2 protein-coding genes are annotated in these 17,321 nt (G+C 65.1%); both read left to right on the top strand.

The features are described 5' to 3' along the window. Positions 1–149: 149 nt before the first annotated feature. The gene (locus tag IVB40_RS23900) at positions 150–923 is read left to right on the top strand and encodes a hypothetical protein (RefSeq protein WP_247816524.1); all 774 of its coding nucleotides are present in this window, start codon (positions 150–152) and stop codon (positions 921–923) included. Between the two features lie 69 nt (positions 924–992). Beyond that, positions 993–17,318 carry a leukotoxin LktA family filamentous adhesin gene (locus IVB40_RS23895; RefSeq protein WP_247816523.1) on the top strand — a complete coding sequence of 5,442 codons (16,326 nt, stop codon included), beginning with the start codon at positions 993–995 and terminating at the stop codon, positions 17,316–17,318. Positions 17,319–17,321: the final 3 nt, after the last annotated feature.

The raw sequence follows: 17,321 nt of genomic DNA, 5'->3' as shown, positions 1-17,321 counted from the left end.
TGTTCGAACCTTGCCTCCTCCGTGACACCTTGTAACGCACTGCGGCGTTGCAACATTTTCCGTCTCGGTCGTGATGACGGTTCGGGGAGGCCGATTTCGTAGCTGCTGATTTTTGAAGCGTTGTTTCAAATTTTTTTCGAAGGTTTTCGATGCGCAAGATCTATCTCGTTCCGGCCCTCGTCGGCCTGCTCACCTCCGTTGCAGCGGGCCCCCTTGCGGCCCAGGGCGCCGTGCCAAAGCAGAAAGCTGCGACGGCACCGAGAGCCGCCGCCGGTGCGGCTCCCGCAGCAGCCGGGACGCCGGTCGCTGCCGGCGCGACGTCGGCGGCCGCGGCCGAGACAGCGGCCCCGGACGACAAGTCCAAGGCGATCGACTCCAAGGCGATCGACGGCTTCCGCTCGGCCAAATTTGGGATGAACGAGGTCGACGTGCGCGCGGCGATAGCCAAGGATTTCGGCGCGAAGCCCGACGCCGTCAGGGCGCAGGACAATGCATCCGAGCTGACGCACAGCCTGCTCTATTCGGCGCCCGAGCTGCTGCCGAACGGCGGCACCGCGGAGCTCTCCTACGTGTTCGGCTACAAGTCGAAGTCTCTGATCCAGGTCGGCGCGGTCTGGTCGAAGGGCACCGACGCGGCGATCACGCCGGAGAAGCTGTTCTCCAACGCCAACATCCTGCGCGCCCATTTCCTCAGCGAGGGCTTCAAGCCCGACTCCATCGCGGTCAACATGCCCGTCAACGGCGGCATCGTGATGTTCCGCGGCAGCGACGCCAAGGACCGCTCGGTCATTTTGCTTCTCCAGGGCACGTTCGAGAACAAGGACAACAACCAGCGAGTGCTGACGCCGACCAGCCTGCTGCTGTTCTACGTGGCCGACGCCAAGAGCCCCGACATCTTCAAGCTGCCGCCCGGCCAGTTCTGATGCGGCGCTGCCACGACATTCTCCCACCCGGTTGTGGATCGGCCCCAGTGCCGATGAAGAGGATCTGAAATGCGCCGACCATCTGCAAGGCGAGACAATGACGAGCTGACGCTGCGGGGGCTCGCGCGTTTCCGCTCGATGTCACTGCTCTGCGCGATGCAGATGGTCTTCCTGCCGGTGTTCAGCGTCCGCCTGCAGGCGCAGCCGGCGAACGTGATCACGCCGGACGGCCGCACCGGGACCAGCCTTCAGACGTCTGGCAGCGTGACCAACGTCACGACGTCGACCGTCTCCGGCACCAGTGCCTTCAACTCGTTCTCGCAGTTCAGCGTCGGGCAGGGCAACACGGTTAATCTGCAGTTGCCGACCGGCACGCAAAATCTCGTCAACATCGTTCGCGACGCACCGGTCTACGTCAACGGCACGCTGAACTCCTACATGAATGGCGCGATCGGCGGTAACGTCTATTTCGCCGATCCCAAGGGTTTCGTGGTCGGCCGCAGCGGCACGGTCAATGTCGGCAGCCTCAACGTCTCGACGCCGACGCGCGAGTTCACCGACAGCCTGATCGGCGCGCAGGGGCAGATCAACGGATCGGCCGTCGCCAATCTGATGGCGGGCTCGTTCCCAGTCTCGCCGGACGGCAACATCCGGATCTACGGCCGGGTCAATGCCATCGATGGCGTGCGCCTGACCGGGCAGAACGTCCTTGTCGGTGGCGCGAGCCAACGCGACATTGCCAATCTCGATCATGCCGCGAAGTTCGCGGCCTCGGTCAATTCCAAGGGGCTGCGGAGCGCTGCCGCGATTTCCGTGCGCAACGGCTCCATTCACATCGGCGCCGTCAACAGCGCCAGCGTCAACGGACGGCTGACCGCGCGCAGCAGGACCACGACGCCGAGCAATATCACGGTCGTGGCCGGCAACCAGGCCGAACTCGGCAAGAATGCGCGCTTGAGCACGGCGAGCAGGACTGCGGATGCCGGCGGCGTCCTCGTCAAGGCCGGCAACGACGTGACGGTGAAGACCGGCGCGAAGATCGATGCCAGCTCGAAAACCGGCAATGCGGGCCTGGTCGAGCTGAGCGGAAACGGCGTCATCGACGTCGGCACCGGCGTTACGATCAACCTTGCCGCACCGAACGGCCGGGCCGGCACGCTGCTGATCGACCCAACCGATGTGGTGATCGGCGACGCCAGCCAGGGCGACGTCGGCGTAACCCTCGGCAACACGTCCGTCGCCAACGCCATCGCGGCGCTCAGCGCTGGTGGCACCTATCTGGTTCAGGCCGACAATTCGGTCACACTGGCGGCGCATGCGGTGATCGATGCCCGCAACCTCGACGCCACCAAGACTCATTCCGTCGGCAACGCCATCAATGTCGAGATCGACGCGCCGACCATCAGCATCGTCAACGGAGCGAAGATTCTCGCCCAGGCGATCAATGTTGGTGGAACGAACTACGCCAGCGGCAGTGTCACGTTGACCGCGACGGCGACTGATACCAAGCTCTCGGGCCAGGCCACCGCGACCACAGGAATCACCATCGACGGCCAGATCACCGGCGGCGACATCTCGATTGGTGCGACCTCGACGGCGACATCGAGCTTCACCAGCTCGGTGCCCGGCCTCTTCACGCTGGTCGGCACCACGCTTGCAGCCTCGCTGCTCGGCCTCAACGGCGGCTATGTGGCCGCGAGCGCCACGGCGACGGTCAACATCAACAGCCACGCCAACATCAACGGCATCGGCAACGTCGACATCAAGTCGCACGGTTCGGAAACGGCGCAGGATCCGGCGCTGGCGAGCACCTTGCTCGGCGGCTCGCCGATCGGAGCCGCCGCCGTCGTCGGCAAGCTCGACGGCAACGTCACCACCAACGTGGCCTCCGGCGCCACGATCAGCGCGGGCGGCAACCTCAACATCCACGCCATCAACGACGCCACGCTGAACGTGACTGCGGTCGCGGCGACGTCCAGCGCGCAGTTCGTCGCGACAGTTGCCTATTCCACCGGCTCGGTCTCGACCACCGCCAATGTCGCGACCGGCGCGAACCTTTCCGTCGGTAACGTGATTGCATCCGGCAACGCGCTGACGGTGCGTGCGATCAACAACAACTCGTTCGCGACCAGTGCCACCGCGGTCGGGCTGAGCACGCCAAACGCGAGCGGCGGCATCGGCGGGGCGCTCGCCATCAGCGACGTCACCACGTCGGCCACCGCAAAGCTTGGCGCGTCCCTGGGCACCAGCACGTCGTCCCGGATGAACGGCTCTGTGATGGTCGAGGCGACGTCGAACACCACGAGCAACTCGACCATGGCTTCGACCATCGTCGGTACACCGGCCGTGATCGGCGCGATCCAGGATTTCATGGTCTCCACGGCCAGCCCGGGTTCGATCATCGCTCAGCATATGATCCCGCTGATGCCGGTGAATTTCAATTTGAAGGCCGCCGCCGCGCTGTCGCTGGCCAACAGCACCGAAAACGCCACCGCGTCGATCGGCCAGAATCCGAGCGGCGGCGCACCGAACCTCTATGTCAGTGGCAACGTCGCCGTCGTCAGCACCCTCGTCGACCGCGGCGTGCGCAGCAACGCCACGGCTTCCGCGATCGCCTCGGACCCGACGAGCGGCGAGGGGGTCGCGATCAGCGCCGCGGTCGCATGGGGCAACTTCAATCACAATTCGAACGCCTATGTCGGCGGCGGTACCGTGATCAATGCGGCCAACATCGCTGTCGACGCCAGCACCTGGATGCCGATCACCAATACCTGGCTGAAGTGGGACGGATTGACCGAGGTTCTCAGCCACCTCAACGGCAATCTCGGCGTCGGCGGCAACATCCTGACCAGCTATGCCAACGCCACGGCCGACGCGGGCGATACCGCCGCCGTGGCCGGCTCGGTGAACCATTTCGTCGTGAACAACGATACGACGGCGTGGGTGGCCAGCGGCGCCAGCCTGACCGCGACATGCACGGCGGCTTGCGGCAGCAGCTGGTCCGCGACGGCGAACAACGGGGACGTCCACACTTACGACGCCAGCATCCAGATCGCGGCGACGACGACGACGGCGTCGATCGACGCCGCCGGCAATGTCGGTACACTCGGCTTCCTGCCCGGCAACACCTCCGGCGGCTCCTCGGTGGGCGGATCGCTCAATTTCGTCCAGTTCAACACCAGCACGATCGCCGGCGTTTCGGAGAGTGCATCGCTGCGGGCGGCGGACGATATCGCCGTCAACGCGATCACCTCGGATCAGTTCGTCGCGGTCGCGCCGTCGTCCGGAAAGGCCGGCGGCGCGCTGGCTCTGAACGGCATCACCTCGCTCGGCTTCCTCAACAACACGACGCACGCCTCGATCTCCAGCCAGGCCAGCGTCTTTTCTCCGACGCTCAACGTCCTGGCGCAGCAGGATCTCTCGGTCGTGACGATCGCAGGCGCGGCCAATGTCGGCGGCGGTTCGGCGGTTGGATTGTCCGTTGCCTATCTGGGCGCGAATATGGATACGTCCGCCTATATCGGCGACAACCATTCCGACATCCGGCCCGGTCCGTTCAGCAGCAACGATCCGTTTGCCGGCAACGGCGGCGGAAGCGGCTCGGTCAACGCCGACAACCTCACGATCAGCGCCACCACCTCTGGCCGAATCACGTCCGCGGCCGTCGCGGCTTCGATTAGCGAGCCGTCATTGTCCAGCTTCGCCGACAAGGCGAACGCCGCCGGTGCCGCCGCGACTGGCGGGCCGGCTGGGATTGCGCTGGCTGCAAACAAGATCAGCTCGGGCTCGGGATCGAGCACGAGCGGCTTCACCATGGACCTTGCGGGCAGTTCGTCCGTGAGCGACGTCTCGCTCGGGACCAGTGCTTATATAAAGAATACGTCGGTCAACAAATTCACCACGGCGACCGCGGTGAACACGAATACGATCGTGCAGGCGCTCAACGACACGATCCTCAGCAACGGCTCCGGCTCCGCCGCGGCCAACATGTCGGGCGGGTCGTCTCAGGGAGCCGCGATCGGCGCCGCTATCGCGGCTGCGATGTCCAACAATGCCACGCTCGCCTATATCTCCGGCACCACGATGCAGAACCAGATGTCTGTGACGGTGCAGGCACTTAATGGCGGGTCGGAAACCGTCGTCGCCCTCGGCGTGGCCGGCGGAACGTCAGCCAATGCGCTCGCTCTGTCGGAATCTGTCGGCATCGTCACGGACAGTGCTAATGCCTATATCGAGAACTCGACGATCACAGGCTTCGCGACGGGGACCAACCGCGCGATCGAGGTCGATGCCTATCAGACCACAAACATCGCGATCGGCGGCGGTTCGCTCTATCTGTCGGGCGGCAAGGCCGGTGTCGGCATCGCGCTGACCTATGCGTCGATTGCCGATCCCTCGGGCGGTAATGCCACCGACGCGCATATCCGCAATACGTCGATCTCGAACTATGACAGCCTGCTGGTGCTGGCCGACAGCGCCAGCGTGATTGCGGCGGGTGCGGCCTCGGGCGGGGCAGGGAGCAACGCCAACGGACTTGCCGGGGCAATCGTCGTCGACGAGATTACGCCCACGACGACGGCGTATATCAGCAGCAGCGCGACGGTGAACATCAATGTCGGGCGCGTGACGGTGCTGGCGGACAGTGGCGCTGTGTCGGACCTCGATACGGCGCTCGGAAATCTGGTCAAGAAGTCGAACAGCGGTCATCTCGCATCGGACACGTGCACGGCCGCCGCCGGAAACGGCACGGCGAATTGCATAGATTTCAGCGCGGCGGCGCTCAACGGCGGCGCGGGTAACGGTCCGGGCGCCGGCATCGTCTCCGTTGCGGGCACCATCCAGGCCGGCAAGAACAATGTCGGCGCTTCGATGGTGTATGACACCATCGCGACGACGCATTCGGCCTATATCGCCAACGTCCGGATGTCGGCCCTCGGCACAGTCAGCGTAAATGCGGTCGACACCACGAAGATCCAGTCGGTCACGATCGGGTTCGGTCTGGCGAGCGGCCAGTTTGCCGGCGTCGGCGGCATGACGATCAGCTCGATCGCCAATACCGTTTCGGCGGCTATCGGCAACAACCAGTCCGACACGACGCAATCGACCGTGACGGCCTCCAACATCTCCGTCACCGCGACCGAGAATTCCAGCATCACCGGAGCCGCCGCCGTCGCTGGTGGCTCGACGCAAGGCAGCGCCGCGGGCCTGGCGCTCGTCTACAGCAGCATTGCCAATAATGTCAGCGCCGGTGTCACCGGCTCCAAGCTGACCGCCTCGGGCAGTGTCGCCGTCAACGCGAACTCGAACGCCAGCATCTCGACAGTTGCCGTGGGTATCGCGATTTCTTCGCAGATCGGCCTTGCAGGTTCGGTCGCTACCAATCTGATGGGAACCAACGTCACCGCCAGCATTGCCAGCGGGGCCGACGTCATCGCGAACAACAACGTTGCCGTGCTTGCCGGCAATAATGACAAAGCGGGTGTTTTCGCCGGCGCCGTGTCCATCAGCAAGGGCGCGGCCGGCGGCGCGGGCTCGATGGTCACGAACAAGATCACCGGCACCACCGCGGCCTATATCAGCGGGACGACAACCAAAGTGGATGCGCGCGGAACCAGCACGAGCGACGTGCTTTCGGTCAACAGCGGCACGCTCGCGCACGCGATCGATCTCGGCGGCTTCAGCGCGCCCACCGACACCACGCCCGATCTGAGCGAGACTCAGGAGAGTGTACGCGGCCTCGCCGTCGTCGCCAGCTCGCACCAGGCCGTCGTCACCAACGTCGCCACCCTGTCTGCGGGCTCGGGCATTTCCATCATGATCAATCCGATCACCAATGTGATGAGCGGATCCACCAAGGCCTATATCGACGGCGCGGCGATCGACACGCGGCTGGCAAGTTCGACGCTGGACCCGCAGATCGACGTGGCCGCCAGCAGCTTCTCCTATTCGGGCGCGTTCGGCGCCGGCGTGGTGCCGCCAACCGGGAGCGGGGGCGGCGGCGCGACCATTCTCAGCACGACGATGTCGCGTGACACCGAGGCGTACACCACCAATGCGACCGTTGGCGGCGTGCAGTCGACGAGCGCAACGGTGGGCGCCGTCACCGTGAAAGCCAATGCCGAGCAGGACGCGTCATCGATCGCGGTCGGTTTCGGCACCGGCTCGGTCGGGCTGAACGTCTTCGTCGCGACTACCGAGGCCTATGTCGACGGCGGCTCCCTCACGGCGTCGTCGCTCACGGTCAACGCCTACGACGCCACAGGTATCGCGTCGGCGAACGGCTCGGGCGCGTATGGCAGCCAGGCCGCGATCGGCGCGGCGTTCCTGGTTCAGGTCTCGGCGAACCGGACGGAGGCCTATGTCGGCGACGAGTTCCACTACCAGGGCAACGGTGCGGCGCACACGACCGCGGTCAATTTGAGCGGCGCGCTCGATGTCGAGGCAACGACGAAGAACCGCTTCCAGGCCTATTCGATCGGCGGGGCGCTTTCGACCGGCACGGCGGCGATCGCCGGCATGGCCAATATCGAGATCGCCAACAACACCACCATCGCGGGCATCTACGACACCACGCTGCAATCGCCCACGGGCGGCGCGGCCGGCGCGGTCACCATCAACGCCACCGAAGACGTCGCGATCAAGGAGATTGCCGGCGCGCTCTCGATTGCCGCCAGCGGATCCGGCGTTGGCGTTGGCGCGGCGGCCAACGTCATCGTCTTCAAGAGCCAGACCATTGCGGAAAGCCGCAACAGCAACCTCAGTTCGTCCGGCGCGATCAATGTCGGCGCGCTCAGCACCAAGGAAGTGTTGTCCTACGCAGTCACCGCCGGCATCGGCGGCAGCGTCGGCATCGGCGCAACCGTCGGCGTCATCATCGTCGGCACCAACACCGCCGATCCGGATACGCAGGGCGAGCAGACCGGCCAGCTCAACCAGGGCAACAACGGCACCCTCGCGTCGGTGAACGCGGGCACCAATTCCTCGCACGGCAGCGACGCGGTCGCGAGCGGCACATCGGGCAATCCAGGCAACGCCAACGCAAACTCGACCTACGACGTCAGCACCGTTTTGACGGGCGGCAATGACGGCGTCACCGCCCAGATCGCGGGCGGCAACGTCACCGGCACGCAGGTCAACGTCGCCGCCACCAGCGCCAACGCGACCAAGATGTTCCTGCTCGGCGCCGGCTTTGCCAAGAATCTCGGGATCGGCGCCGGCATCGGCTACACCAGCGTCAACAGCAGCGTGCTCGCCAATCTGAGCGCGATCGTTGCGGCGCCTTCCGTGACGGTCGCCGCGCGGGTCAAGGATGCCGACACCGGACCTTATTCGGGCAAGACCGTCGACAGCGAGGCGATCGCCGGCGGTGCAGCGCTCTACTTCGGCGCGGACGCGGCCGTCGCTGTCGGCAACGTCGCCAACACCGTGACAGCCCAGCTCGGCGGCTCCGTCACCGGCACGGGCGGCACCGGCGTCGCCGTCATGGCGATGGACAGCTCGACCCAGAGCGTGACCGCGGGCGGCGGCACCGGCGGCCTTGCGGCCATCGGGGTATCGATCGCCACCACGGGACGATCCAGTTCAGTCGCGGCAAAGGTGCTGTCGAACGCGACGGTGAACAGCTCGACCCTTGCGGTTGGCGCAGGCGAGGCCGGCGCAATGTCGGCGTCCGCGACCGCGGTCGCGGGGGGCATCGTCGCCGGTGACGGCGCAGTCGCGACGGCAAAGGAAAATTCGACTGTTCTGGCCGAGATCGGTTCCAGCGCATCGATCACCACCTCCGCGACCGGCGTCGGCACGCTGGTCTCGGCATCGCTCACCCCCAATCTTTCGAGCAAAGCGATTGGCGTCGCGGTCGGCGGCGGCGCCATCGGCGTGTCGGTCGCGGAATCGATGGTGACGGCCACCGTCACGGCCGATGTCGGCGACAACACCAGCTTCTCGGGCGGTGCGCTCGCCGTGACCGCGATGGCGCTGGTTCCGACGAGCGGCACGACGACCTACGCCTGGTCGCTCGCTGGCGGCGGTGGCTCGCTGATCGGTGCACAGGGCAGCTACGCCAGGGCGTCCGAGAACGCGACGGTGAGCGCGTATGGCGGCACCGGGATTACGCTTCCCAACGCCGACGTGGTCATCACGGCCCAGAACGACAGCAGCCAATACGCCCAGGCAACCGGCCTTTCGACCGGCTTCCTGGCAGTGGGTGCGACGGTCGCCCAGACGTCGTCGAGCGCGCACACTTACGCTTATCTGGGCGCCCCCGACGATATGGACGCGACCCATCTGAATCACGCCGACTACACCGGCATCCTCCAGATCACGGCGACCGGCAAGGACATCAACGTCTCCAACGCGACCGTTGGCGCGGGTGGCACTTATGCCGGCGCTGCCGCGGTCGCAACGACCAGCTCGACCGCGGTGACCAATGCGCGGTTCGACGGCGGCGCAACGGATGACACGCTGTTCTTCGGCGGCCTCAACATCCAGGCCAAGCACACCACGAACTATGCCGCCAGCGGCGATGCGTACCAGGCGTCCACGGCCGGCGTCTCCGGAGGCAGCGCGCAGAACGACGTCAACGCGACCACCACCGTCGACATTGGACCTCATCTGATCATCAACTCGGCCGGCGGCGACATGGTCGTCATCGCCAACGACATCGTCAACCAGGCTGGTGGCGGCGCGCGGTCGGGCTCCGGTGGCGTGTTCGCGGGTGCTGCGGCACTGAGCAACACGCATGTCACCCAGACCGTCACCACCAATATCGGCGCCGGGACGGTGCTGAGCCTCAACGGCGATCCGCGGACATCGGCGGCGGTGATCAACATCGAGGCCTACAACACGCTCAATACCAACGACACGGCGAGCCTGGCCACAGCCGCGTTCTTCGCCGGCGGCGGCGCCGAATCCAACATGACGGCGAACGCCACGCTCGCGGTCAACATCAATGCCCGCGAACTCTTCAGCGCCGGCAAGATCTATATCGGCACGGCTGCGAAGATGGCGGCGTCCAACAACGCCAATGCCAGTCTCTACGGCGCGATCGCCGGCGTCGGCGCCAGCACCAACAGCTGGGTTCACGCCAACCAGGCCGTCAACGTCGGCAACAACGCCAAGGTCGAGGCCTGGGGCCAGATCAACATCTATGCCGGCATGTCGGGCGACACCATCATCTTCAGCAGCGTTCAGGCTACCGCGACGACGGTCGTCTACAACAACACCGCGATTCCGATCTCCACGCTCTACCGCGGCACGGCCAATGCCGATGACACCACGAGCCTGACGCTCGCCAACATCTCGACCGTGCTCGGCGTCCAGAACATTTCCCTGGGAGCGACCCAGGGACAGGTCACCGCCTCCGGCAACGGCAGCAACTACAATCCGTATCTGGACATCTTCAGCGCCAAGAACAGCGACAACCACAGCCATACCAGCGGAACCGGCGACGTCGCACTCAATGGCCTGGTGGTAGCGGGCATCAACAACGATATCACCATTACGATCGACGTTGGTGCGGGCGCACCGACCGCGAGCACGACGAGTCCTTACTCGTCACTGCTGTCCGGCGGTTCGTCGACGCCCACCCTCGAATATGTCGCCGACGTCGATCACTTCAACCCGATGATGAGCTGGAACCACCAGGTGGTCCAGTACACCATCGTCGGCGGCTTCAATCCCTACCAGAGCGTCGTCAACCAGCTCGCCACGCTGACCGGCCTGACCGAGACGCAGATCCGCTCGCAGCTCGCGGCGGCGACGCCTGCCGCGCCTGCCACGATGTCGCCGTCAGGCACCGATCCGACCGGCGACTTCCAGCGCCAGATCAACGCGTTGATCCAGCAGGCACCGTATACCTCCGATGCCGCCGGCAACGCCTTCGCGTTCGGCGATATGCTGGTGTCCGCCGGCAACGTCTCGATCCTGGCGCAGAAGCTGACCGGAAACAGCGGCACGAATCCGATTGCGCCGGCGGTCATCGCGCGCAGTTCGCCGATGATCAAGATCGAGAACAGGGGTCTCGACTTCATGGACCTGGCCAACCTCACGGTCACCAATATCACCGGAGGAAACATCACCTATCGCCAGATCGACCATGTCGACCCGGATTCGCACTCCAATGTGACCTTCACCGCCACGCCGAGCGCGACGCCGATCATCGACATCTCGGCCACCTACAACCGCCTGGATCCCTCCAGCGGACTCGGCGTCGACCAGAACGGCAACCAGCTGACCCGCACGCCCGACATCTATTTCGACGGCGTCGTCAACAACGAGAACGGCCTGCTCAAGATCACCAACAATCTCGGCAGCATCGTCGCGTCGCAGTCGCTCAACGCCGCGACTGTCCAGATGGTGGCGCCCAACGGCTCGTTCGTCTTCCTCGGCGGCATCGGCAGCTTCTACACCTCCAACCACGATGTTCTCTCGCAATGGTCGGGTGTCGAATTCAAGCCGGGTGATAACGACACGCTGACGGCGGTGATGGCGGCGGCGACCTATCTCGGCGCCTATGGCGATTACGCGAACAGCCCGCATATCGGCGCGGGCGGCGGTCACCCGTATTCCTACTATTGCTGCGTCGACGGCAATAACGGCGTTCAGCAAACGGCGAGCAACAGCACCATCTTCACCGCGCGCATGCTGGATCTGTATTACGACGGCCTGTCGCTCTATTCGGCGATCTTCCTGCCGATGGGCCAGGGTGCGCCCGGCGCCGGTAACCCGAACGTCGGCGGCGTGCCTAACGCTGCTACGCTCGCGATCATGGAGGGCCCGACGGCTCAGACCATCTCCACCGCGCCGTGGGAGCGAAATACCTATACCGGGCAAGGCGTCTACAGCAACTCGACCTACGATTACACCACGACCTCGACAGACGCACAGGGCAACACCACCACCACCAACCACACGGCTACGTATTACTCACCGTTCAATTGCGCGGGGTGCTCTGCCTACTTCCAGGTCGTCAATATCCAGCCCGACGTGATCACGCCGAAGACCGCGTCTTCGAACTCAGCCGCGAACTCGAGCACGGGGACCAACCCGCCGGCTAACGCGCCCTTCATCTTCGGCAAGGCGATCATCATCTCGGCGGGGGTCATCAACATCAACGGCACCATCCAGAGCGGCACGAGCAGCGATTACTCGGTCGATATCGGCGGCTCCACGTTGACCGCCATCAACGACCTCAAGAGCCGCAATGCGGGCGCGGACTTTGCCCAGGCTCAGGTCAACGCCCGGAATGGCAGCTATTACGACATCACGGCGTCTGCGACGACGGAAGCTGCCGGCGACATCAAGATCGGCGTGAAGTACAACGCTCTCACCGACCAGATCCTCGTGAACGGCGTGGTGCAGGGCTCGGGCGGCTACGTCTATCTGAACGGCAGGATCATCTCGACCTCGACCCAGGACGGTGTCTCCCAAGGCACGATCGCGGTCAAAGGTGGCGCCGGCTCGATCACGGTCAACAACACGACCGGTCTGCAGCTCGTCACCAACACCATCAATACCGGCGTCAGCGCGCCGAGCGTGATCGAGATCGTCGATCAGCTCAAGCAGCAGACGACGTGGTACGTCTACAATCCGTCCGCTGCGGGCGGCCAGCAGGTGTCGACGTATCAAACGAGCGGGGTCAATGCGAGCCACTATACCGACACGATGCTGACCGGCCTCAGCGGCACGGCAGGCATCCAGTACGCGACCAAGGCAAACATGTTCTACCAGTGGGTCGATACGGCTACGCTGGATCGTCCGACCAGCTCGACGCAGTTCGACTACGGATGGCACTACACGCCCAACTCGGCGACCGGGCAGAACTGGACCCGCACCATCAGCCTGGTTTCGGACGTGCAGCAGGCCCAGGGCGGCGGCGGCAGCACTGGCCCACAGACCTCGAACTTCCAGGAAGTCGTCACCGCAACCGGTTCCTATCACACCGGTGGCGGCAACACCCATCCCGAGAAGTGCTGCGGCACGGACAACCAATACAATTGGTACCAGAATATCTATGATCACCTGACCTTGACGCTGACCAATACGGTCAAGGCGTCGAACCCGATCAACATCTCGTTCAGCGGCGGCGGTAACAGCACGGTTCTGGTCACGTCCAACTCCGGCATCGTCGTCAACGGTCCGATCAACAACCTCTCGGGCACGACGACGGTCAGCGCCACGGGGGCCAATTCGGCTATCACCAGCGGCACGAACGCGAATAACCCGATGATATCGGGCCGGAGCGTCATTCTCTCGGCGGATGGCGGCATCGGCACGATCGGCGCGAATGGTGTTCCCGTCCAGGTGCAGGTCTATGGCGGCAGCCTGACGGCCAGTTCGATCGACCACGACATCGCGATCGCGGCCGTCGGCTCGCTTTCGATCAACCAGGTGAAGGTGAATTCGGCAGGAAGCACGCCGCAGGGCAGCGTCTTTATCTCGGCGACCGGCGACATCAACTCGGCCTCGCCCTACGACGTCGCCAACCCCGTCGTGATCGGCAAGAACGTCGAGATCAACTCCACCGCCGGCGCGATCGGCGCGACGAGCGCCGTCATCAACGGCGCGAGCACCCTGACCAATATCAATCCGCTGGTGATCCAGGCGACGGGCACGACGCAGGCCGGCGGCACCGTCGACGGCGGGGTTCTCGACAGCGCATCGGCGACCGGCACCTACATCGTGCAGTCCAAGGGCGACCTGCGTCTCGGCACGGTCCAGTCGAGCGGCGGCCCGGTGTTCCTCGAGGCGGCCGGCTCGGACGGCAACCAGGCCAGCATCCTGAACGGAAGGGGGGCGGTTGGTCTCACCCAGGCGCAGAGCCAGCATCTCCAGGACGTCTGGACCAGCCTCGACCTGCTCAGCGGCAACGCCGCCACCAACGCCGTCAACAGCTACCAGTCGATGGTGACGTCGGCCTATAACGACTACTTCCAGCTCAAGAACATCGCCTTCGCGAACGGCAGCACCTACAACCCGACTTCGGTGGGATTGACGGTGCTGCGGGCGCAGGTGGCGGCCAAGCTCGGCATCGATCCCGCAAACGTCTCGACGACGGACATGAAGGTCGAGGCCACGACGCGGTTCCTGAGGGACCAGTTCCTGCTCGGCAAGATCACGACCGACGAGCTCAAGACGTCACTGACGACATTGCTCGGCACGGCACCGGCAGATCCGCTGGGGACCGTGTTCGGCAGTTCGTTGTCGTCGACGCTGTTCACGAAGCTGTTCGACGGCGTAACGACAGCCAATCAGCGCCTACCGAGCAATACGGCGCTGCAAACGGCGCTGAACACTTACAATGCGAACTACGCCTATGCGCTCGCGTCGACCGAGCGGGTCTACGGCATCATCACCGCGGGCGCGCAGTGGACGCAGAGCCAGCTCGCCTACACCGTGTCGTCGTCGGCCGTCGGCGCGGCGCCGCCGCCGATCGACGAGAACGTCGTGGCCAATGTCAGCGCCAACCAGATCATGCTCTACGCGCCGCACGGCTCGGTCGGCAATTCGGCAGCGCCTCAGACGTTCACGTTCACCAGCGTCGATTCCTCGTCGCTGACGCCGGCGCAGAGGGGATTGCTCGCGACGGCCGGTCCGGGTCAGCTCACCGTCGGCGCGGTCACGGATCCGACCACCCACGTCGTGACCTATACGGTCAGCCTGTCGCAGCAGAACCTGGTCGTTGTCGACAACCCGATCGCGATCTCGGCCAAGGCGCTGACCAACATCTATCTCGGCAGCAAGAACAGCCTCACGCTCGGCGGCATCACCGCGAATTACGGCCCGATCGCGGCCGCGCAGGCCAACGGCATCGAGGTGACCGGCCGCGGGGACGTCAAGCTCGACGCCGTGACCAGCATCACCGCCGCCGCCGGCGTGACCGGTACGCCGGTGATCTCCGGCGATATCGGCAATCTGACTCTGATCGCCGAGCACGGCAATGTCGGTGCCCCCGGCGCTGCCGGAAGCAATCCCGCGACCAACGCGAACGCGATCCAGATCGCCTTCGCCGACCCGGCCAACGACCAGCTCGACCAGGTCTCGTCGGCGCAGGGCATCTATGTGAAGCAGACCACCGGCGATCTCATCCTCGGCAACATCGCTGCCGGGAATGCAATCCAGCTCGCGGCGACCGGCAGCATCTACGCCGAGTCCGGCTTCACGGACCGTACCGCGATCCATATTCTCGGCACCGACCTCGATTTGCGCGCCGCCGGCAGCATCGGCTTCAACGGCTCGACCTTCCAGCCGGTGCAGGTGAATATCTCCGGCGCCGTGACCGGCTCGGCGGTCGGCGATCTCAGCATCCTCGCGGTCACCGGCGATCTCGTGATCGGCACCAACGGCGCCTATGGGACGCTGACATCCGGCGGCGCACTGACGCTGAACGTTGCGCGCGGCGCGCTCACCATCAATGCCGACCTCGCCAGCGGCGGCCTGATGCAGCTCCTCGCCAACCGTGGCATGACCTTCGCGGCCGGCACCGGCACGGCGCCGGTGGTTGCGACCAGCAGCGCCGGCGGGGTGACGCTGGTAGCCGCGACACTGTCGATGGGAGCTTACTCCGCCATCAACGGGGCCGGCGTGATCTCCGTGACCACCACCGGCGACGCGACCATCGGCCAGCTGAATTCGTCGCTGTCCTATGCGGCGGCCTCGAACGCGCCTTCGATCATCGTCACCGCTGGCGGCGTTGCCTCGCTCGGAGCGATCATCGACAATGGCGACGGCCAGACCAAATTCGTCGCGGCCGGCTCGGGCGCCGAAGTTTCGCTGAGCGCGTCCAACGGCATCGGCACCGCGGCGAGCCGGTTCATCCTCAGTGCCGCGCGGCTGTCGGCAAGCACGAGTGCCGGGGACATCTATCTGAAGTCTCTGACCGACACCGAGGCGAGCCTGCTCTCGGCGGTCAAGGGCAGCGTGGACATCCTCGGCACCGGCGGCCTGACGCTCGACCAGGTGCTGGCAGGTACGGATGCAGGCGCAAGCGGCACCTTCAGCGCCGTCGCGAACAACGGCAGCATCGTCATCGGCACCGCCGACAGCAGCGGCTCGCAGACGGTCCATGCCACCCAGAACGTGACGTTCAAGTCGCTCACGTCCACCGGCTACAGCGGCGATGCCGGCGGCATCAACGTCAATGCGGACAACGGCTTCATCCTGGCGCAGACGGTGATGTCGGGCGGCGTGACGACGCTCGGCTCGGTCTCCGCCCACGGCTCGGCAAGGCTGATCGCGGCGGGCAGCAACACCGGTCATAACCTCACGGCGACGACCGGCACCGCGGTCCTGAGCGGCACCGTGGTCCATTGGGATAACCTCACGGCCGGCGGCACACTCGACGTCACCGCGACTGCCGGGGGGATTACCGTTGGCACCGCCATCAGCGGCGGCACACAGACCTTGCACGCCGTCAACGACATCGTCTTCAGCCAGCTCACCACGACAGGCATCCCGGGCGACGCCGGCGACCTCAACGTCAAGTCCGACACCGGCTCGCTCCGTGGCGGATCGATCTCGGCCAGCGGAGATACGCATTTCGATGTGGCCGGATCGGTCTCGCTCGACCGGGTCAGCGGCAATGTGATCAAGCTGACTTCATCGGGCGACCTGACCATCGATTGGGTCAGCGTGGTCAGGGAGCTCGATCTCGCCGCCGATACCATCAACGTCAAGGGCGAGCAGGTCCGCTCGAACCCGTCGGTTCCGCTGATCATGAACATCACCGGCCATAACGGCGGCGTCGCGACTTCGGCCAATATCTCGATCGATCCGGACAGCATCATCATCAACCAGTTCAAGGTGGTGGACGCGAACTTCTGGACTGATGCGCACGCGGTCGCGATCCTGAACGGCTATGTCCCAGGCCAGTTGATGCTGACCACAGCAACCCAGCAGGTGCTGCTCAACAACCGTACGCCCGCGCCGTCCAACTGGCCGTCGCTCCAACTCTACCAGCCGGGTGGCGTGTTCACGATGAGCCAGGTCGGGAATGCCAATGTTAGCAACGCCTATGTGGTGTTCTACACCGGCAACGTCTCCGCGACCGTCACCAATTACGGGCCGACCCACACCTGCTGCAACGACTTCACCGGCGCCAGCATGGTGCGCAACATCTCGGTCGACGGCGAGGGCACCGAGAACATCGAGACCTGGCTCGCGAAGAAGGACGGGGGGACGTTCTACCTGCTCGGTCTCTCCGGCAAGGCGCGGCTCGATGCGCTGCTGACGCCGCGGCCGGTCGAGACCATCGGCTCTGGTCCCGCCGTCAACATCGAGGGACTGAGCGACATGCGCAAGCTGCGCCGGCAGGGTCAGCGCGTGGGACGCGCCGGCTGGAAGGACGCGGCGATTGAGGCGACGAAGCCGGCCATCGGCCGTCTCGCACAGGCATGGTAACGG

This window comes from Bradyrhizobium sp. 40, from assembly GCF_023100925.1.
Classification (GTDB): domain Bacteria; phylum Pseudomonadota; class Alphaproteobacteria; order Rhizobiales; family Xanthobacteraceae; genus Bradyrhizobium.
This window is presented reverse-complemented; position numbering and strand designations above follow the sequence as displayed.